Genomic DNA, 18,733 nt, shown 5'->3' with positions numbered 1-18,733 from the left:
ATGTTACTAGAACTAACAAAATGGCTGGCTTCGGATGTGCATGGTTTTCATGTATTCAACTACATCACCTTCAGGGCCGTGCTGGCGACACTGACGGCCTTGGCGATTTCATTCCTGGTCGGCCCGGCCATGATACGCAAGCTGACCGAATACAAAGTCGGTCAGGCGGTGCGTGATGATGGTCCACAAACTCATCTGGTCAAAGCCGGCACCCCGACCATGGGCGGCGCATTGATTCTGGTCGCCATCGCCGTGTCTACCTTGCTCTGGGGCAATTTGCATAACCGCTTTATCTGGGTGGTGTTGATCACTACCTTGGGTTTTGGTGCGGTTGGCTGGGTCGATGACTACCGCAAAGTGGTCTTTAAAAATCCCAAGGGCCTGTCTGCCAAAGAAAAATATTTCTGGCAAAGCCTGATCGGTTTTGGCGTGGCAGGCTTTCTGTACGCGACCTCCAGCACCCCTGTAGAAACCACACTGATTGTGCCTTTCTTCAAGCACCTGGTGTTTCCGCTGAGTGCCGCCGGTTTTATTGTGCTGACCTACCTGGTGATTGTCGGTAGCAGCAATGCCGTCAACCTGACCGATGGTCTCGATGGTCTGGCGACCTTGCCTACTGTGATGGTGGGTAGTGCGCTGGCGATTTTCTCGTATGTCGCCGGGCATGCCGTGTTTTCAAAATACCTGGGGATTCCCTATGTGGCTGGCGCCAGCGAGTTGATGGTGTTCTGCGCGGCAATGGCTGGTGCGGGCTTGGGCTTTTTGTGGTTTAACGCTTATCCGGCTGAAGTGTTCATGGGCGATGTCGGCGCATTGGCGCTGGGCGCGGCCCTGGGCGTGGTCGCCGTGATTGTGCGTCAGGAAATCGTACTGTTCATCATGGGCGGCGTGTTCGTGATTGAGACCTTCTCGGTGGCCGCGCAAGTGCTGTATTTCAAATACACCAAAAAAATGACTGGTACCGGCAAACGCATCTTTTTGATGGCGCCTTTGCATCACCACTACGAACAAAAGGGCTGGAAAGAGACACAGGTCGTCGTGCGTTTCTGGATCATTACCATGATGCTGGTGCTGGTGGGATTATCCACCCTGAAATTGAGATAAGACGAAAACGTCATTGTCAGGCAAACACATGAAAAAACACTTCGAACACCAACGCATTGCTGTCCTGGGACTGGGTGATACCGGCTTCTCGGCGTTGCGCTGGCTGCGTGGTATGGGCGCAGAAGTGGTGATGTTTGACTCACGCCCGCATCCGTCAGGCCTGGATCGCCTGCAAGAAGAATTTCCCGAGGTCGAATACCATCTGGGACCTTTCAATAGCAGCTTGCTGGCAGCGATGGATTTGATTGTGGCCAGCCCGGGTGTGGCACTGAAAGAGCCTGTATTGGCCGATCTGATGGCACAAGGCAAAGCCGTGGTTGGTGATGTCGAGCTGTTTGCGCGCTTCCGTGCGCCTTATGCCAAGGTGATTGCCATCACTGGCTCCAACGGTAAAACCACCGTGACTTCGCTGGTGGGCGAAATCTGCAAACAGGCCGGACTCAATACTATTGTGGCTGGCAATATCGGTTTGCCCGTGCTGGATACGCTGCACATGCCTGCGCCAGATGTTTATGTGCTGGAGCTGTCCAGTTTTCAGCTGGAAACCACGCACAGCCTGGAGATTGATGTTGCCACGGTGCTCAATCTGTCCGAGGACCATATGGATAGATACGACAGCATGGCCGATTATGCGCAGGCCAAGGCCCGCATCTACCAGCATGCCCGCATTGCCGTGGTAAATCGTGATGATCCTGCCAGCATGGCCTTGGCTGGTGCCATGCCGCAGATTTCATTCGGCGTTAACCCGGCCCCTAGCATCAATGATTACGGCCTCAATGACGCAGGCTGGCTGTGCGCGGGTAATCGCCACTATATTGAAGCCGATACCCTGCAGATCCGCGGCAAACATAATATTGCCAATGCCCTGGCTGCCATTGCGCTGGCGCAGGCCATCGGCATAGACAAAGTTTCCATCCTGCATACCGTGCAGTCGTTTGCCGGCTTGCCACACCGCGTGGAGTGGGTGGCCAATATTGAGGATGTCGACTTTTATGATGACTCCAAAGGCACCAATGTCGGCGCGACCTGCGCTGCCATCAGCGGCATGCTCAAACAGGGCAAACCACAAAAAGTGGTGCTGATTGCGGGCGGCGACGGCAAGGGCCAGGACTTTAATCCCTTGCGTGATGCCGTGTTGCACCATGCACGCGCTGTGGTGTTGATTGGCCGTGATGGTCCCAAAATTCAACAGGTTTTGCAGCACTTGCAATTGCCTGTGGTCGATGCCGTTGATCTAACCGCGGCGGTGCATATTGCCAAAACACTGGCTGAGGCGGGCGATGCGGTCTTGCTGTCCCCTGCCTGCGCCAGTTTTGATATGTTCCGCAATTACGAACACCGCGCACAGGTATTTGTCGAGGCTGTGAAAGCCATGGAGGCCGCATGCTTGGGCCGTTGATGATGTCGCGTGAGCGCTATAACTCGCCCAGCTATGATCAGTCGCTGGTGTGGGTGGTGCTGTCACTGCTGGCGTTTGGCATGGTCATGGTGTATTCGGCTTCCATTGCCTACGCCGACTCAAGCAAGATGTTTGGCCATAACAGCACTTACTTCCTGGTGCGTCAGGCGTTGTATATTTCTGTCGGCTTGGGGGCGGCCATCGTGGTGTTTCAAGTGCCCATGGCCTGGTGGCAAAAGATGTCGCCCTACCTGTTTATTGCCGGCATTGTGTTGCTGATTCTGGTGTTGATCCCCGGCATCGGCAAAGTGGTCAATGGTAGTCGCCGCTGGATTTCCCTGTTGATCATGAATCTGCAGCCTTCAGAACTCATGAAGCTGTTTATTGCGATGTATGCCTCCGACTATGCCGTGCGCAAGGCCAGCAGCATGCACAGCTTTAAAAAAGGCTTTTTACCCATGCTGGGTGTGATGGTGTTTGTCGGCGTGCTGCTGTTGAAAGAGCCCGATTTTGGCGCGTTTGCTGTCACGGCCTCGATTGCGTTTTCCATCATGTGGCTGGGGGGCGTCAATCTCAAGGTGTTTCTGGCCATGCTGGGCGCCTTGCCATTGGCAGTGATTGGTCTGGTGGTGATGGAACCCTATCGTCTGGAGCGCATGAAAGGCTTTTTGAATCCGTTTGATGATCCATTTGATACCGGTTATCAGTTATCGCATGCCCTGATCGCGTTTGGTCGCGGTGAGTTTTGGGGCGTGGGTCTGGGCGGCAGTGTGGAAAAACTGCTCTACCTGCCAGAGGCACATACTGACTTTTTACTGGCCGTGGTGGCGGAAGAGCTGGGCTATGTGGGTGTGCTGGTCGTGGTCTTGCTGTTTGCTTGGCTGGTGATCCGCGCCTTTAGCATTGCCAAAGAAACCGTTGCCAATGAGCGTTATTACTCGGCCTTGCTGGCACAAGGCATCGGCGTCTGGATGGGCGTGCAGGGTTTTATCAATATGGGCGTGAACATGGGCCTGTTGCCCACCAAAGGCCTGACTTTGCCACTTTTGTCTTACGGTGGTAGCGGCATTTTGGCAAATTGCATCGCTTTGTCGGTGCTGCTGCGCATTGATTTCGAGAACAGGCGTCTGCAGAAAGGCTTGCAGTCATGACCCGTGCATACACATTACTGGTGATGGCGGGCGGCACTGGCGGCCATGTGTATCCTGCGATGGCCGTGGCCGATGCCTTGCATGCACAAGGTTGGCAAATTGTCTGGCTGGCCACCGAGGGGGGTATGGAAAACCGCCTGATTGCAGATAAACCCTATGAAAAAGCCATGATGACCATGCAAGGCGTGCGCGGTAAAGGCCTCATGGGCTGGGTGACATTGCCAGTCAAACTGGCGCGTGCATTTTCACAGGCACGGGCGGCGATCAAGCAGTATCAACCACATGTGGTCCTGGGCATGGGCGGCTTTGCCGCGTTTCCAGGCGGCGTCATGGCCAAGCTGGCTGGCGTACCGCTGGTGATTCATGAGCAAAACTCGGTGGCGGGGTTGACCAATAAAGTGCTGGCCAAGCTGGCAAATCGGGTATTGACCGGCTTCCCCAATGCGTTGGGACCTAAAGGGGAAATGGTCGGTAATCCGGTACGTGAAGGCATTACCACCTTGCCTACACCCGAACAGCGTTTTGCCGAGCATCACGGCGTGTTGCGGGTCCTGGTGGTTGGCGGCAGTTTGGGCGCGGTGGCATTGAACACCTTGTTGCCACAGGCTTTTGCGCAGTTGCCGACCAATGCGCGGCCACAGATCATTCATCAGTCTGGTGAAAAACAGATTGAGGCTTTGAAAAAAGCCTATGCCGAGGCAGGTGTGGCGGCTGATTGCCGCGCCTTTATTCATGACATGGCAGAAGTGTATGCCTGGGCAGATCTGGTGATTTGCCGGGCTGGAGCCCTGACCGTGGCGGAGTTGGCCAATGTGGGCGCTGCCAGCATTCTGGTGCCCTTCCCGTTTGCGGTGGATGATCACCAGACCACCAATGCCGCGTATTTGGCACAAGCAGGCGCGGCGCAGCTGATTCAACAGCGTGACCTGGACATTGGCTCATTGGCCGCCTTGTTGCAAACACTGGATAGAGCCACTTGCCTGGCGATGGCGCAAAAAGCGCGCGCATTGGCCAGGCCACAGGCCACGCGCCAGGTGGCAGCGATTTGCCAGCAACTGGCCGAGAACAACGGAAAACTTAAAGCACTATGAAACATAAAGTCAAAAAAATTCATTTTATCGGCATCGGCGGCTCGGGCATGAGCGGCATTGCCGAAGTGCTGCTGAACCTGGGCTTTGAAGTCAGCGGGTCAGACCTGGCCAGCAATGCCACCACCAGACGCTTGCAAGGGTTTGGCGCCACCGTGTTTCAGGGCCATGCCACCGAGCATCTTGGCAATGCAGATGTGGTGGTGGTATCCAGTGCGATCAATGAAGAAAACCCGGAAATCATCGCCGCGCGTGCGCGCAAAGTGCCCGTGATTCCGCGTGCGGTCATGCTGGCCGAACTCATGCGCTTCAAGCAAGGCATCGCCGTGGCAGGCACGCATGGCAAAACCACCACTACCAGCCTGATTGCCAGCATTCTGGCAGAGGCCGACATGGACCCGACCTTTGTGATTGGCGGCAAGCTTGAAGCGGCCAGCGCCAATGCGCGCTTGGGTACCGGTGAATTGATCGTGGTAGAGGCGGATGAGTCTGATGCGTCGTTCTTGCACCTGACCCCGATCATGGCAGTGGTGACCAATATCGACCAGGACCACATGGACACTTACGAGCACAGTTTTGACAAACTCAAAACCGCGTTTGTCGAGTTCTTGCAGCAGATTCCTTTCTGGGGCATGGCTGTGTTGTGCATCGATGACGCCAATGTGCGTGAAATCCTGCCGCGCGTCACCCGGCCGGTGACCACCTATGGCACGCACGAAGAGGCCGTGATTCGCGCGGAAAATATTTTTGCCGACAACGGCAAGATGCATTTCACCCTGGTGCGCAAAAACGGCGTGACCGTGCGTAATGAAGTGACTTTGAACCTGCCCGGCCACCACTATGTGCTGAATGCGCTGGCGGCAATTGCGATTGCTACTGAGTTGAATGTACCGGATGCCGCCATCCTCAAGGCGCTGGCTGAGTTCCGCGGGGTGGGCCGTCGCTTTGAGCGTTATGGTGAAATCCCGATCAGTCAAGGCGAGCATGCCGGTGGACACTTCACGCTGGTGGATGACTACGGGCATCACCCGATTGAAATGCAGGCGGTGATTGCAGCCGCGCGCGGCGCCTTCCCGGGTCGCCGTCTGGTGCTGGCCTTCCAGCCGCACCGTTATACCCGCACCCGCGACTGTTTTGAAGATTTTGTAAAAGTACTGTCGACCGTGGATGCCTTGCTGTTGACCGAAGTGTATTCGGCGGGCGAATCACCGATTGTGGCGGCGGATACGCGCAGCCTGATCCGCGCCATCCGCGTCAACGGCAAGGTGGAGCCTCGCTTTGTGGAAACCACCGAAGAGCTGCCTGCAGCCATTCTTGAGAGTGTGTTGCCTGGCGATGTGGTGGTAGTGATGGGCGCTGGCAATATCGGTAGCGTGGCGGCCAAAACACGGGAAATGGCTAGCGTATGAGTGCCACCCGTGTGAAAACCTCAGGCTTGCAAGTGCTCAAGAACGAGCCTTTGGCCCGCTATACCAGCTGGCGTGTCGGCGGCCCGGCGGATCGCCTGGTGCTGGCTGACAGCGTAGAAGCCTTGCAGCAGTTTTTGCAGCAATTATCGGCCAGCGAGCCGCTGACTTTTATTGGCCTGGGTAGCAACCTGCTGGTAAGGGATGGTGGAGTGCGCGGCACAGTGGTGGTCATGCATCAGGCGCTGCAAGCGCTGGAGATGCACGGTGAGCGTATTTATGCGGATGCTGGCGTGACCTGTGCCAAGCTGGCGCGCTTTGCGGCCAGCCAGGACCGTGCAGGCGCCGAGTTTATGGCAGGGATTCCTGGCACCGTAGGCGGCGCGCTGGCAATGAATGCCGGTTGTTATGGGGGTGAAACCTGGCAGTGGGTCAGTGAAGTGAAAACGATTAACCGTGCAGGCTTGGTACAAACGCGCATGAAAGCAGAATACCAGCCCAGTTATCGGCATGTGACCCATCCAGCAGCAGATGAGTGGTTTTTGGGCGGCTGGTTTGCCGTCCCTGCTGGCGATGGCAAGGCGTCTGCCGAACAGATCAAGCAGTTGCTGGCCAAGCGCTTGGCCAGCCAGCCACTGAATATGCCGAGTGCAGGGTCTACCTTTAGAAATCCTGAAGGCGATTTTGCTGCGCGGCTGATTGAAGCTTCAGGGTTGAAGGGGGCCACCATCGGTGGCGCGCAGGTCTCTGAAAAGCATGCCAACTTTATTGTGAATCTGGGGCAGGCCAGCGCGGCGGATATTGAAGCCCTGATTGAGCACGTGAAAACCACCGTGCGCGCCAAACAGGGCGTGGCATTGGTGCAAGAAGTAAAAGTAATTGGGGAAGGTGTTTTACAAGCATGAGTACAAGTCAGTCTCAATTTGGCAAAGTGGCCGTGTTGTTCGGCGGTCGTTCCGGCGAGCGCGAAGTGTCGCTCAAAAGTGGCTCGGCGGTGCTGGCGGCCTTGCAGCGCCAGGGCGTGGATGCGCATGCCTTTGATCCGGCCAGCCAGGACTTGTCGGCGCTCAAGCAGTTTGACCGTGCCTTTATTGCCTTGCATGGCCGCTTTGGTGAAGACGGCACCATACAGGGCGCGCTTGAGTTAATGGGCATCCCTTATACCGGCAGCGGCGTCATGGCGTCGGCGCTGGGCATGGATAAATGGCGCACCAAATTGTTGTGGACGGCTGCGGGCGTGACCACGCCTAACTATGTGCTCATGGATGACGGTACCCATGTTGAAAATGTCGTGACGGCACTGGGCTTGCCACTGTTTGTGAAACCAGCCAATGAAGGTTCCAGCATCGGTGTCAGCAAGGTCAAGCTGGCGGGGGATTTGCAGGCAGCATATGCATTGGCCAAACAGTCAGACCCGCTGGTGATTGCCGAACAGTTTGTCGGTGGCGGTGAATATACCGTCGGTATTCTGGGCGAGACCGCACTGCCTGTCGTGCGCATTGTGCCCAAAAACGAATATTACGATTACGAAGCCAAGTATTTGCGCGACGACACCGAGTATCGCTGCCCTTGTGGCTTGTCTGCCGAGCAGGAACAACAGATCCAGGCTGAAGCCGTGCAGGCGTTCAAGGTGCTGGGCTGCAAAGGCTGGGGACGGGTGGACTTTTTGATGGATGAGGCCGGTAAACACTATTTTCTGGAGGTGAATACCAGCCCAGGCATGACCGATCACAGCCTGGTGCCGATGGCAGCGAAAGCGGCCGGCATGGACTTTGATGCCTTGGTGATCCGTATTTTGCAACAAACCTTGCGTGACGCGTAACGAGGACGACTGAGACGATGTGGGATAGACCAACATTGCTGAACTGGATTGCCAATCTGCTGTTTTCACTGGCAGTGGTGATGCTGTTGTACGCCTTGTTGTTTGTGGTGTTGCATTTGCCCATCTTCCCGGTCAAGCAGGTACAGGTGGAGGGCAACCTCGATCATGTGAACCATGAGCAGATCCAGCTCATCGTGCGCAAATACCTGAAGGGCAATTTTTATACGCTGGATTTGCAACGCACGCGTACCGCTTTTGAAAAACTGCCCTGGGCGCGCAAGGTGGCCGTCCGTCGCCAGTGGCCAGACACTATTGTGGTACAGATTGAAGAGCATCAGGCCCTGGGTCGTTGGGGTGGTGTGGCATTGGTTAACAAGCATGGCGAACTGTTTCAGGCCGCCTCAGATGAGCAATTGCCCACCTTTTATGGGCCGGGCGATGCCGTGAAAGAAGTGGCGCAAGGCTATGCCAGTTTTGCACAGATGCTGTCAGGCACACCGCTACAGATACAGCAACTGAGCCTGTCCTCGCGCCGTGCCTGGGAAATTAAAACAGCGGATGGCCGCCAGATGATGCTGGGGCGTGAAGCCGCGAAACAAAGATTGCAACAGTTTGTGACGGCTTACCGTCAGCAAGCAAGTATTGCAGAGAGCGACTGGCGTTATGCCGATTTACGCTACCCGAATGGCTTTGCCTTGCGCATGCCACGGCCTGGGGCGTAGGCGGCACATTGCCAGAAAGAAGGTCAAGGAAAACACATGAGTAGAGTCAGAGAAGATAAAAATTTGATCGTGGGGCTGGATATCGGCACCTCGAAGATTGTTGCGATTGCGGCAGAGATTTTGCCGGAAGGCACCCTGAAAGTGATCGGGGTCGGGCAGCATGCTTCCCGTGGCTTGAAAAAAGGCGTGGTGGTGAATATTGACTCCACCATGCAGGCGATTCAGCGCGCGATTGAAGAAGTGGAGTTGATGGCGGATTGCAAGATCAATACCGTGTATTCCGGCATTGCGGGCAGCCACGTGAAAAGCCTCAATTCGCACGGCATGGTGAAAATCAAGGAGAGCGAAGTCTCGCAGATGGATATAGACCGCGTGGTGGAAACCGCCCGTGCGATTGCCTTGCCAGCAGACCAGCAGATTCTGCATATCCTGACCCAGGAATTCATTATCGACGGTCAGGAAGATGTGCGCGAACCGCTGGGCATGAGCGGCATCCGCCTCGAAGTGCGGGTACATATTGTGACCGGTGCCATTGCCGCGGCACAAAACATCGTCAAATGCATCAAGCGCTGCGGCCTGGAAGTCAGCGACCTGATTTTGCAGCCACTGGCTTCCAGTGAATCAGTGCTCACTGATGATGAAAAAGAGCTGGGCGTATGTCTGGTGGATATCGGTGGCGGTACCACAGACCTGGCGGTGTTCAAGAGTGGCGCGATCCGCCATACCGCAGTGATCCCGATTGCGGGTGATCAGATTACCAATGATATCGCGGTGGCCTTGCGCACGCCGACGCAGTCGGCAGAAGAGATCAAGGTCAAGCATGGCTGTGCCTTGCGCCAGCTGGCCGACCCACGCGAAGTGGTGGAAGTGCCTGCGGTGGATGGCCGTGAGCCACGCCAGTTGTCCTGCCAGGCGTTGACCGAGGTGATTGAGGACCGCGTCGAAGAGATTTACGAGTTTGTGCAGCAAGAGCTGCGCCGCAGTGGCATGGAATCCATGATTGCTTCCGGCATCGTCATTACCGGCGGCGCGGCACAAATGCGCGGCATGGTCGAGCTGGGCGAAGAGATTTTCCATACGCCGGTGCGTCTGGGTGTGCCGCGCTATGTGGAGGGCTTGTCAGAAGTGGTGGGCAATCCACGCTATGCCACCGGCATCGGCTTGTTGCTGATGGCCAAACAGCAGGTGGAGAAACAAATGGTAGGCGATCTGCAATCCGGGTCATTTGGCAGATTGTTTGAACGAATGAAGCGCTGGTTTACCGGCAACTTTTAGGTTTTTATTGTTTTTTTAATGTGTTTTAGGGCGAGTGTGCGGGGCAAACCAAGCACTCAAATAATAGGCAATGGAGGGTGAGTATGATTGAGATTTTTGACAAAGAGAATGATGGCGCCGTGATCAAGGTGATTGGGGTCGGTGGTTGCGGTGGAAACGCCGTAGAGCACATGATGACCAAGAGCGTGACAGGCGTTGAGTTTATTTGCGCCAACACGGATATGCAGGCCTTGAAAAAGAGCCATGCCAAAGTCGTGCTGCAAATTGGTTCTGACATTACCAAAGGTCTGGGCGCTGGTGCCAAACCGGAAATCGGTCGCGAAGCCGCGCTGGAAGACCGCGACAGTATCGCCGAAACCATTGATGGTGCAGACATGCTGTTTATTACCGCAGGCATGGGTGGCGGGACTGGTACTGGGGCTGCACCGATCATTGCAGAAGTGGCGCGTGAAATGGGCATCCTGACCGTGGCCGTGGTGACCAAGCCGTTTGCCTTTGAAGGCAAACGTGCCAAAGTCGCACAGGAAGGTCTGGAAGAACTTTCCCAATATGTAGACTCTCTTATCGTTATCCCTAACGAAAAGCTGATGGACGTGCTGGGTGAAGACGTGACCGTCGTAGAAGCTTACCGTGCTGCCAATGACGTTTTGCACAATGCCGTGTCTGGCATCGCTGAAATCATCAACTGCCCAGGCCTGGTGAACGTGGACTTTGCTGACGTACGGACCGTGATGTCTGAAATGGGCATGGCGATGATGGGCTCTGCAGAAGCCAGCGGTCCGAACCGTGCACGGATTGCCGCAGAACAAGCGGTTGCCAGCCCATTGCTGGAAGACGTGAATCTGGCCAATGCGCGTGGCGTACTGGTGAACATCAGTGCCAGCGGCAGCTTCAAGATGCGTGAATACTATGACGTGATGAACACGATCAAGGAGTTCACCGCAGAAGATGCGACCGTGATCGTCGGTAACGTGATGGATGAAAGCATGGGCGATAACCTGCGTGTGACCATGGTGGCCACCGGCTTGAACGGTTCCGTGGGCAAACGCCAGGCCAAACCTGAGCTCAAGGTGATGACTACCCTGCGGGATGGTACGACTAACCAGCCGATCTTCAACACGGTTGAAGAAGACGAACCAGCCGTATTCACCAGCAACAGCCGTCGTGCGCAGGTCGAAGCCATGAAGAACTCCGGGATTGAGGAATACGATATTCCGGCATTTTTGCGCAAGCAGGCTGACTAATGATGCCCCTGGCGGAACCGAGTGCAGCACAGGGAAGGCCAGATGAATCATGAGTGAGTACAGCGATTGGCTTATAATGTCGCCAATCATTAACAGTAGAGAAAACCATGTTAAAGCAACGCACGCTTAAACAATCGATCAGCGCCACTGGCGTTGGGCTGCACAGCGGTGAAAAAGTCACGCTGACGCTCAAGCCTGCGCCCGCCGATCACGGAGTGGTGTTCCAGCGCATCGATTTGCCCGATGCGCCTGCCATGCGGGTCGCCCCGACGGCAGTGAATGACACTCGCCTGAGCTCCGCCCTAGAGTTTTCAGGTGCGCGCGTGGCTACCGTGGAGCATTTAATGTCTGCCCTCGCCGGTTTGGGGGTAGACAATGTATTGATAGAACTGACGGCCGCCGAGGTGCCCATCATGGATGGCAGCTCGGGACCGTTTATCTATCTGTTGCAAACGGCCGGACTGGCTGAGTTGGAGGCACCGAAAAAATTCGTGCGTATCCTCAAGCCGGTAGAAGTAAGCGAAGGCGATAAATGGGCAAAGTTTACGCCGCACCATGGCTTTAAAGCCGAATTTACCATTGATTTTGCACACCCCGTGTTCGAGTTTTCTGGCAAAACGGTCACCATTGATTACGACAGCCAGAGCTATGTGGACGAGATCAGCCGTGCACGCACATTCGGCTTTATGCATGAGGTCGAATACCTGCGGGCCAATGGGCTCGCCAAAGGCGGCAGCCTCGACAACGCGATTGTGCTGGATGAATACAAGGTCCTGAACGGCGGTGGCTTGCGTTATGAAGACGAATTCGCCAAGCACAAAGTCCTCGATGCGATTGGCGACTTGTATATTCTGGGCTATCCGATTGTCGGACAGTTTACTGCGTTCAAATCTGGGCATGCCTTGAATAACCAGTTACTGCGCGCCCTGCTGGCTGATGAAAGTGCCTGGGAATACTGTACGTTTGATAACGACGCCCATGCCCCGGTTGGCTTTGTCAAACAACGCGACTATTTTAGTCCGGCGCCGCTGTTACCGGCGTAAACCGCGTCCAGGCAGATCACAATGTGGTGGATACGAATCTTGTTTGCCGTGCTGGTGTTGAGCACCCTGATCCTGGGCTTGCTGAGCTGGCAGACCGGGCAGCCACGCTACTGGCGCTGGCTCAAGGCAGTCTGGCGCGGTGGGTTTGTGGTCATCCTGTTGTTGCTGTTGTTCTTTTTCCTCAGTCGATTGGCCAGAATTTGAAATTGATCACGCCATCACGTGATCGTTAATGCATGAAGACTAGATTCCCCTTTTTCGTGGCACTGGCTGCTGCGCTGTTCATTGTGGCGACCGCTGCATTCGCTGGCGACGCCGAGGTCTATGCACAGGCCAAACAGGCCTATCAAACCAGAAACCTCGCCCAATTATCCGAAGCTACTGATACGCTCAGGCAAAAGCGCTCGCCGTTGCTGCCTTATCTGCAATACTGGCAGATGATCCTCACTCTGGATCAACTCTCTTACAACCAGGTGCAGGCGTTTTTGCAGGAAAACAATGAATCCTTGCTGTCGCAGCGGGTGCGTGAGCTGTGGTTGAAACGACTGGGCCGCTTGCAGTTCTGGGACCAGTTTATTGAAATGCGTGCGCAAATGCCCATGTATTACAGCCTCAACGATGTGGGTAACCAGTGTTATCAGATTCAGGCCGGGATCGCCATGGATGATCCGAATGCCTACGAGGACGGCAAGAAACTGTTGCTGGCGGGCAAAGACCTGCCACCCGATTGTCAGGGCATGCTGGAAGCCTTGCAGCAAGTGGGCGTGCTCGACGAGAAGTTGTTACTGACCCTGTATCGGGACGCGCTGTTTGCCAATAAGCCGGGCCTGGCCAAAGCGATGGCCAAACGTAGCAGCAAAACAGATGCTGCCTTGTTTAAACAACTGGACGAAGTCACGCAAAACCCGGCGTTGGCGCTGAAAAAAGGCACGATTCAGGACCGCAGCGCTTATGGCCGGGCGTTATACATGTATATCATCCATAGACAGGCCAAGGCTGAGATCGAGGTCGCGCGGGCCAGTTATCAAAAATATAACGGCTTGCTGGATGCTGAAGAAAAACAACTGGTTCAGGCTTATATCGCACTGGAAGCGGCACGTAAACACGCGCCGGAAGCCTTGCAAAGTTTTAACAAAGTGACGGCCTCTGTGCTCAATAACGAGCAGTGGGAATGGTATGCACGGGCCGCTTTGCGTCAGCAGGACTGGAACCAATTGCTGAAGGTGATCTCTGACATGCCGCCAGTCTTGGCCGAAGAGCCCGCCTGGCGGTACTGGAAAGCACGTGCGCTGCTGATGAAGGGGACGCCTGCAGAAGCCAATGCCTTGTTGGCTAAACTCTCGCAGGAGCGGCATTTTTATGGCTGGCTGGCTGCTGAAGAATTGGGGCCAATGCTGGGTGAGCCGACGGCCACTTATCAACCCGCTGACGACGAAGTCCGGCAGTTTTCCCGGCAGCCGGCAGTCAAACGCATGGAAGCCTTGTTTGACGTCGAGGCGCGCTACGAGGCTAGGCTGGAGTGGATGTACCTGCTGGAAGCGCTGGATGATCCCGGACGTATCGTCGCCGCACAATATGCCATGCTGAAAGGCTGGTTTGACCTGGCGGTGCTGGCGGCAGACAAAACCAGCCGTACCCATAATTTTGAGTTGCGTTACCCTACGCCCTACCGCGATTATCTGCAAAAAGCCTCTCGCAGCCGGGAGATTGATGAAGCCTGGGTCTATGGCATTATCCGGCAGGAGAGCCGGTTTATGCACTACGCCAAGTCATCGGTGGGCGCAGGTGGTTTAATGCAGGTGATGCCTGCTACTGCCAAATGGATCGCCAAAAAACTCGGCTTGAATAGCTACCATGATGGCATGTTGCATGACATCGAAACCAATGTGAATCTGGGCACCTATTACATGCGTTACACGCTGGATACGTTTAATGGCCAGGAGGTGATGGCCACCGCTGCCTACAATGCCGGCCCCAGCCGTGCACGTCGCTGGGCGGCCAGTACGCCGCTGGAAGGCGCAATTTATGCCGAAACCATCCCGTTTAGCGAGACGCGCAATTACGTGAAAAAAGTACTGGCCAATGCGCATATGTACGCTGCGCGGTTGGGCTTGCCGGTGGTGACCCTCAAGAAACGTCTGGGGACGATCCCCGCACGCAGTGTGGCAGAGGCTGACACGGTCACCACCACGATCACGATTTCAGAGCAAGAGTAAGCGGCGGTTTTTCGGTACAATAAGCAAATACGAACTCAGTTAACGCAAGACGCATCAGGAACAAGCAAATGAAGACAGTCACAGTGTTGGGTGGTAGCGGTTTTGTTGGTAGCAGTGTGGTCGCCAGGCTAGATCAGGCCGGTTACCAAGTCAAAGTGCTGACGCGGCGTCGCGAGCAGGCCAAGCACTTGATTTTGCTGCCTAATGTGCAGGTGGTTGAGTGTGATATTCATGATCACGCCGCCCTCAAGGCGCAATTGCAGGGCAGTGATGTGGTGATTAACCTGATTGGTATCTTGCATCAAACCCGTGATAACGCCTTTGAAAAAATGCATCACCAGTTTCCACGCCAGGTCGCGCAATTGTGCGAAGCGTTGGGGATTCAGCGTTTGCTGCATATGAGCGCCCTGCAGGCTTCTGCCAGCGCCCCCAGTGAATATTTGCGCAGCAAGGCCGCGGGGGACAGTGCCGTCATGGCGTTCAGCAAAAAACTGCATGTGACTATCTTCCGGCCTTCAGTCATTTTTGGCACACGTGACCGCTTTATCAACCTGTTTGCCAAGCTGATCCAATGGATTCCCGTTTTGGCACTGGCCATGCCCAATGCCAAGTTCCAGCCAATCTGGGTGGAAGACGTCGCTGCCGCCATGGTGAATGCTGTCGATGAACCTGCGACCTATGGCAAGACTTATGAGCTGGGTGGCCCCGCCATCATGACCTTGCAGCAAATTATTGAGGCGGTCATGAAAACCATCCATGTGCAGCGCCCCATCCTGGGCTTGAGCCTGCGCATGTCTCTGCTGCAAGGCAGCTTTATGCAGCTGTTGCCCATTAAGCTGATCTCACGCGATAACGTCAAATCCATGCAGGTCGATAATGTGTGCCAGCAACCGATGGCCAACGAACTGTGTGTGGTCCCGACGGATATGTTCGCCGTGATTTCCGGGTATCTGGTCAAAAACAATCCGCGGGGGGCTTATGATCAGTTCCGCGCGGCCGCTGGGCGTGTCATCAACGCCAGACGTTGATTGCGTACAGGGCTGCCTGTCATGCAGATTTACCAGGTAGGGGGCGCCGTGCGGGACAGCCTGCTCGGCCTGCCCGTCAAAGACCGTGACTATGTGGTGGTGGGTGCCAGCCCCGAACAAATGCTGGCCGCAGGCTACCGCGCAGTCGGCAAGGATTTCCCGGTTTTTTTACATCCCCAGACCCAGCAAGAGTACGCGTTGGCGCGTACCGAGCGCAAAACCGCCAAAGGCTACAAGGGCTTTAGTGTTCACGCCGATTCAGACGTGACCTTGGAGGAAGATCTCGCTCGCCGTGACTTCACCATGAATGCCATTGCCGAGACCGCGGAGGGGCAACTGATTGATCCGTTCGGTGGCCAGGCAGATATTGAAAAAAGAATCTTGCGGCATGTGACAGCCGCGTTTAGTGAAGATCCGGTCAGAATCCTGCGTGCTGCCCGTTTTTTAGCCAGATTTACCGATTTTACTGTGGCACCTGAAACCATGCTGCTGATGCGCGAGATGGTCGCTGCAGGCGAGGTGGATGCCCTGGTGCCCGAGCGCGTCTGGCAAGAGATCGCCAAAGGCCTCATGGAGTCCCAACCGAGCCGCATGTTTGAGATGCTGCGTGCTTGCGGCGCCTTGAAAATCATCTTCCCAGAGCTGGACCGCTTGTGGGGTGTACCGCAAACCGCCACTTATCATCCTGAAGTGGACACCGGCATCCATATCATGATGGTGATTGATTACGCTGCGACGCAAGCCTTTAGCCTGCCTGTACGCTTTGCGGCTCTGACCCATGATCTGGGCAAGGGCACCACGCCGGCTGACGTGTTGCCGCGCCATATTGGCCATGAGTTGCGCAGCGTTGATCTGATTAGGGATGTCGTGGCCCGCCTGAAAGTGCCCAATGATTGCAAGGATTTGTCACTGGTGGTGGCGAAATATCACGGCAAATTGCATGCGGCGCGGCAAATGAAGGCAAGTACGCTGCTGCATTTTCTAGAGGAGCTGGACGCATTCAGACAGCGCAGCCGTTTTGAGGATTTTCTCAAGGCCTGTGAATGTGACAGCCGAGGCCGGCTGGGATTAGAGCAATGCCCGCTGGAGGATGCCGAGCACCTGAGCCGCGCATTGCAGGCGGCCTTGACCGTAGACGCGGGCGCGATTGCCAAACAATGCCAGTCAGCTGTGCAGATCAAACAAGCGGTGGCGGAAGCCAGAACACAGGCCATCCAGCAGGCCATGCATCTGCATTAACCAGTCCGCGACCGTTTAGGGTCTAAACCTCTTCCTGCAAGACTATCCGGTTTCTGCCTTGATGCTTGGCGTGATACATCAGTCTGTCTACATCCGCCAAAAAATCATTCATCTGGTCTGTTGCTGAGGGGATGATACTGCCCACCCCCACACTGATGGTGAGCAGCTGACTAACGGCTGAGTGCGCATGCGGAATCTGTGCCTTGAAAATCAGATGGCGACAACGCTCAGCGATCTTGCCTGCGGAAACAAGATCGGTCTCCGGTAAAATCCAGGCAAACTCTTCGCCGCCAAATCTGGCAAAAAAATCGTTTGCACGTACGCCTGCATGAGACAAGAGGCTGGAGACTTGCTTGAGTATCTCATCGCCTTTCAGATGCCCGTAAACATCATTGAATTGCTTGAAATAGTCGATATCGATCATGATCAGTGCCAAGGGCTGCTGATGTCGGCTGGCTTCCAGCCATTCTTTTTCCAGCACGCTGTCAAACATGCGGCGGTTGGCGACGCCAGTCAGGCTATCCTGATAGGACAGCACTTCAAGTTGTTTTTGCAAATCCAGTAATTGTTGTTCTGTTTGTTTGCGTTCGCTGATATCAAACATAAAGCCAATCAGTGCCTCGGGTTCACCGTTCGCAGCACGGATCACATGTACCACATCGCGTATCCAGACAAAGCCACCGTCAGCCGTCAGTGCGCGGTAGTCGGCTTCATGATCCAGGCCTTGCAGTGATTGCGAGATACAAAAATTGAATACCCGATCGCGGTCTTCCTCGTGCATGCGTGCGGCCCAGTCCTCTGCGGATTGCCAGCTGTCCTGTGTCCAGCCGAGTAAGGACTCAATTTGTGGGCCAATATAAGTGAATCGTTTGGAGGCCCAGTCTAATTTCCATGGAATCGCTTTGGTGGATTCCAGCAATGTTTTATAAGTATCGTTATCTTGAGGTGGCAGTACGTGATCCATGGCGAAAACGGTGGTGTGATAAATTGATTAAGGGTAGCGGACGGACAGCAGGGTCGCAATAGCCAATTCAGGCTTGCTGCCCTAGAACCGCGTTCACTTCATGGGCCAGGGCTTGCCCTAATTGCAGATGTTGTGGAGCATCCAGATGCACGCCATCTATTTCACTGGCGGTGACGATGCGCCCTGCATCGACAAACAGGCAATTCATCGCCTGGCTGACTGCGCGGTAAGCCGCGGCCAGTCCCTGGCATTTTTGTGCGGCGCCAGCAAACTTTTCTGCAATCGGTCCTTGTGGTTGAGTGATGAGCGGTGGCGCCACGATCATGACTTGGGGGACAGGCATGCCTGGTTCAATGGGGGCTTGCCGTATGGTGGTGACCAGGCTGGCCATGCCTTGCGCGGCGTGCCAGGCGGTGTGCGGATGCATGGACTGAAAGTCATTGGTGCCCAGCATGAGGATGACCAGCGCCAGCGGCGAATGGATTTCGATACGCTGCGCCAAGCCTTGCTGGCCGTTGCGACCGGGTTTGAATGGGTCTTCGAACACCGTGCGCCTGCCATTCAGGCAATCTTCAATCACGCGCACGCGTTGCTGCATTTGACTCAGGCTGATTTCGAGGACCCCAGTCCAGCGCCGCTCAAACGGCAGGCGCTGACGGGTATTGGGGATGATGCCCCAGCTTAACGAGTCTGAGTAAACCAGGATGTGCTGCATTGCTTCACCTCACCTCACCAAGGGAGCATGCAGTATAAAGCAGACGCTGGTTTTGATAAAACAGGTGAATATTGAGCTAGTGAATATTCAGATAGTGCTGAATGGCAAATTTGGCCAGGAATCCGACCAGCCCCAGCGTCAGGGCCAGAAACAAGGCAAAAGTGCCGGTTTTGCCCGCTTTGGATTTCCAGGCCAGGTTGCCCACAATAAAGACAATAAACAGCATGAGGAACGCGAGGCCCCAGGACATGCCAAACTCGGTGAGTTGGGCTTCATTCATGCCAAAAATAGTGGTTTCCATCCGTGATACTTTCTGT

18 protein-coding genes are annotated in these 18,733 nt (G+C 55.3%); 15 read left to right on the top strand and 3 right to left on the bottom strand.

What is annotated here, in order from left to right; translation table 11 throughout:
* The 15 genes from mraY (at window position 1) to ACT53C_RS05775 (ending at window position 16,737) form a co-directional block, all read left to right on the top strand.
* Window positions 1-1,104 (top strand): phospho-N-acetylmuramoyl-pentapeptide-transferase, encoded by a 1,104-nt coding sequence (gene mraY, locus ACT53C_RS05845; protein WP_476145246.1) that lies wholly within the window; start codon window positions 1-3, stop codon window positions 1,102-1,104.
* A 28-nt stretch (window positions 1,105-1,132) separates the two neighbouring features.
* On the top strand, window positions 1,133-2,503 hold the full coding sequence (murD, locus tag ACT53C_RS05840; protein WP_476145245.1) for a UDP-N-acetylmuramoyl-L-alanine--D-glutamate ligase: 1,371 nt from the start codon (window positions 1,133-1,135) through the stop codon (window positions 2,501-2,503).
* Window positions 2,488-3,654, top strand: a complete 1,167-nt coding sequence (gene ftsW / locus ACT53C_RS05835; RefSeq protein WP_476145244.1) for a putative lipid II flippase FtsW — start codon at window positions 2,488-2,490, stop codon at window positions 3,652-3,654. Before murD ends, ftsW begins: the two co-directional genes overlap by 16 nt.
* Window positions 3,651-4,745: an undecaprenyldiphospho-muramoylpentapeptide beta-N-acetylglucosaminyltransferase gene (murG, locus tag ACT53C_RS05830; RefSeq protein ID WP_476145243.1), complete on the top strand. Its 1,095-nt coding sequence runs from the start codon at window positions 3,651-3,653 to the stop codon at window positions 4,743-4,745. The genes ftsW and murG overlap by 4 nt, the downstream gene beginning before the upstream one ends.
* A complete protein-coding gene (gene murC / locus ACT53C_RS05825; RefSeq protein WP_476145242.1) occupies window positions 4,742-6,151 on the top strand; it encodes a UDP-N-acetylmuramate--L-alanine ligase in 1,410 nt (469 codons plus the stop codon). Before murG ends, murC begins: the two co-directional genes overlap by 4 nt.
* Window positions 6,148-7,053: a UDP-N-acetylmuramate dehydrogenase gene (gene murB / locus ACT53C_RS05820; RefSeq protein ID WP_476145241.1), complete on the top strand. Its 906-nt coding sequence runs from the start codon at window positions 6,148-6,150 to the stop codon at window positions 7,051-7,053. The genes murC and murB overlap by 4 nt, the downstream gene beginning before the upstream one ends.
* Complete coding sequence (locus ACT53C_RS05815; RefSeq protein WP_476145240.1) at window positions 7,050-7,970, top strand: D-alanine--D-alanine ligase; 921 nt, start codon at window positions 7,050-7,052, stop codon at window positions 7,968-7,970. Before murB ends, ACT53C_RS05815 begins: the two co-directional genes overlap by 4 nt.
* A 17-nt stretch (window positions 7,971-7,987) precedes the next feature.
* Window positions 7,988-8,692, top strand: a complete 705-nt coding sequence (locus ACT53C_RS05810; protein WP_194749195.1) for a cell division protein FtsQ/DivIB — start codon at window positions 7,988-7,990, stop codon at window positions 8,690-8,692.
* Window positions 8,693-8,728: 36 nt separating this feature from the next.
* On the top strand, window positions 8,729-9,967 hold the full coding sequence (gene ftsA, locus ACT53C_RS05805) for a cell division protein FtsA (protein ID WP_476145239.1): 1,239 nt from the start codon (window positions 8,729-8,731) through the stop codon (window positions 9,965-9,967).
* 83 nt (window positions 9,968-10,050) lie between these two features.
* On the top strand, window positions 10,051-11,211 hold the full coding sequence (gene ftsZ / locus ACT53C_RS05800; protein WP_194749197.1) for a cell division protein FtsZ: 1,161 nt from the start codon (window positions 10,051-10,053) through the stop codon (window positions 11,209-11,211).
* Between the two features lie 107 nt (window positions 11,212-11,318).
* Complete coding sequence (gene lpxC / locus ACT53C_RS05795) at window positions 11,319-12,254, top strand: UDP-3-O-acyl-N-acetylglucosamine deacetylase (protein ID WP_194749198.1); 936 nt, start codon at window positions 11,319-11,321, stop codon at window positions 12,252-12,254.
* A 21-nt stretch (window positions 12,255-12,275) separates the two neighbouring features.
* A complete protein-coding gene (locus tag ACT53C_RS05790; RefSeq protein WP_194749199.1) occupies window positions 12,276-12,458 on the top strand; it encodes a hypothetical protein in 183 nt (60 codons plus the stop codon).
* Window positions 12,459-12,490: 32 nt separating this feature from the next.
* The gene (locus tag ACT53C_RS05785) at window positions 12,491-14,470 is read left to right on the top strand and encodes a transglycosylase SLT domain-containing protein (protein WP_476145238.1); all 1,980 of its coding nucleotides are present in this window, start codon (window positions 12,491-12,493) and stop codon (window positions 14,468-14,470) included.
* A gap of 68 nt (window positions 14,471-14,538) precedes the next feature.
* Window positions 14,539-15,498 carry a complex I NDUFA9 subunit family protein gene (locus tag ACT53C_RS05780; RefSeq protein WP_338656382.1) on the top strand — a complete coding sequence of 320 codons (960 nt, stop codon included), beginning with the start codon at window positions 14,539-14,541 and terminating at the stop codon, window positions 15,496-15,498.
* Window positions 15,499-15,519: 21 nt separating this feature from the next.
* A complete protein-coding gene (locus ACT53C_RS05775) occupies window positions 15,520-16,737 on the top strand; it encodes a multifunctional CCA addition/repair protein (RefSeq protein ID WP_476145237.1) in 1,218 nt (405 codons plus the stop codon).
* Between the two features lie 22 nt (window positions 16,738-16,759).
* On the opposite strand, the gene ACT53C_RS05770 is transcribed toward ACT53C_RS05775, so the two are convergent.
* The 3 genes from ACT53C_RS05770 to ACT53C_RS05760 all read right to left on the bottom strand — a co-directional run bounded on the left by ACT53C_RS05770 (window position 16,760) and on the right by ACT53C_RS05760 (window position 18,717).
* Window positions 16,760-17,701, bottom strand: a complete 942-nt coding sequence (locus ACT53C_RS05770; protein ID WP_476145236.1) for a sensor domain-containing diguanylate cyclase — start codon at window positions 17,699-17,701, stop codon at window positions 16,760-16,762.
* A 67-nt stretch (window positions 17,702-17,768) separates the two neighbouring features.
* Entirely contained in the window at window positions 17,769-18,416 is a 648-nt protein-coding gene (locus tag ACT53C_RS05765) for an SGNH/GDSL hydrolase family protein (RefSeq protein WP_476145235.1), read from the bottom strand.
* Between the two features lie 76 nt (window positions 18,417-18,492).
* On the bottom strand, window positions 18,493-18,717 hold the full coding sequence (locus tag ACT53C_RS05760) for a DUF2788 domain-containing protein (protein ID WP_194749205.1): 225 nt from the start codon (window positions 18,715-18,717) through the stop codon (window positions 18,493-18,495).
* Window positions 18,718-18,733 lie beyond the last annotated feature (16 nt).

Source organism: Methylophilus sp. DMC14, from assembly GCF_056314085.1.
Note: the sequence above shows the minus strand (reverse complement) of the source record. Positions and strands in the feature narration are given on the sequence as shown.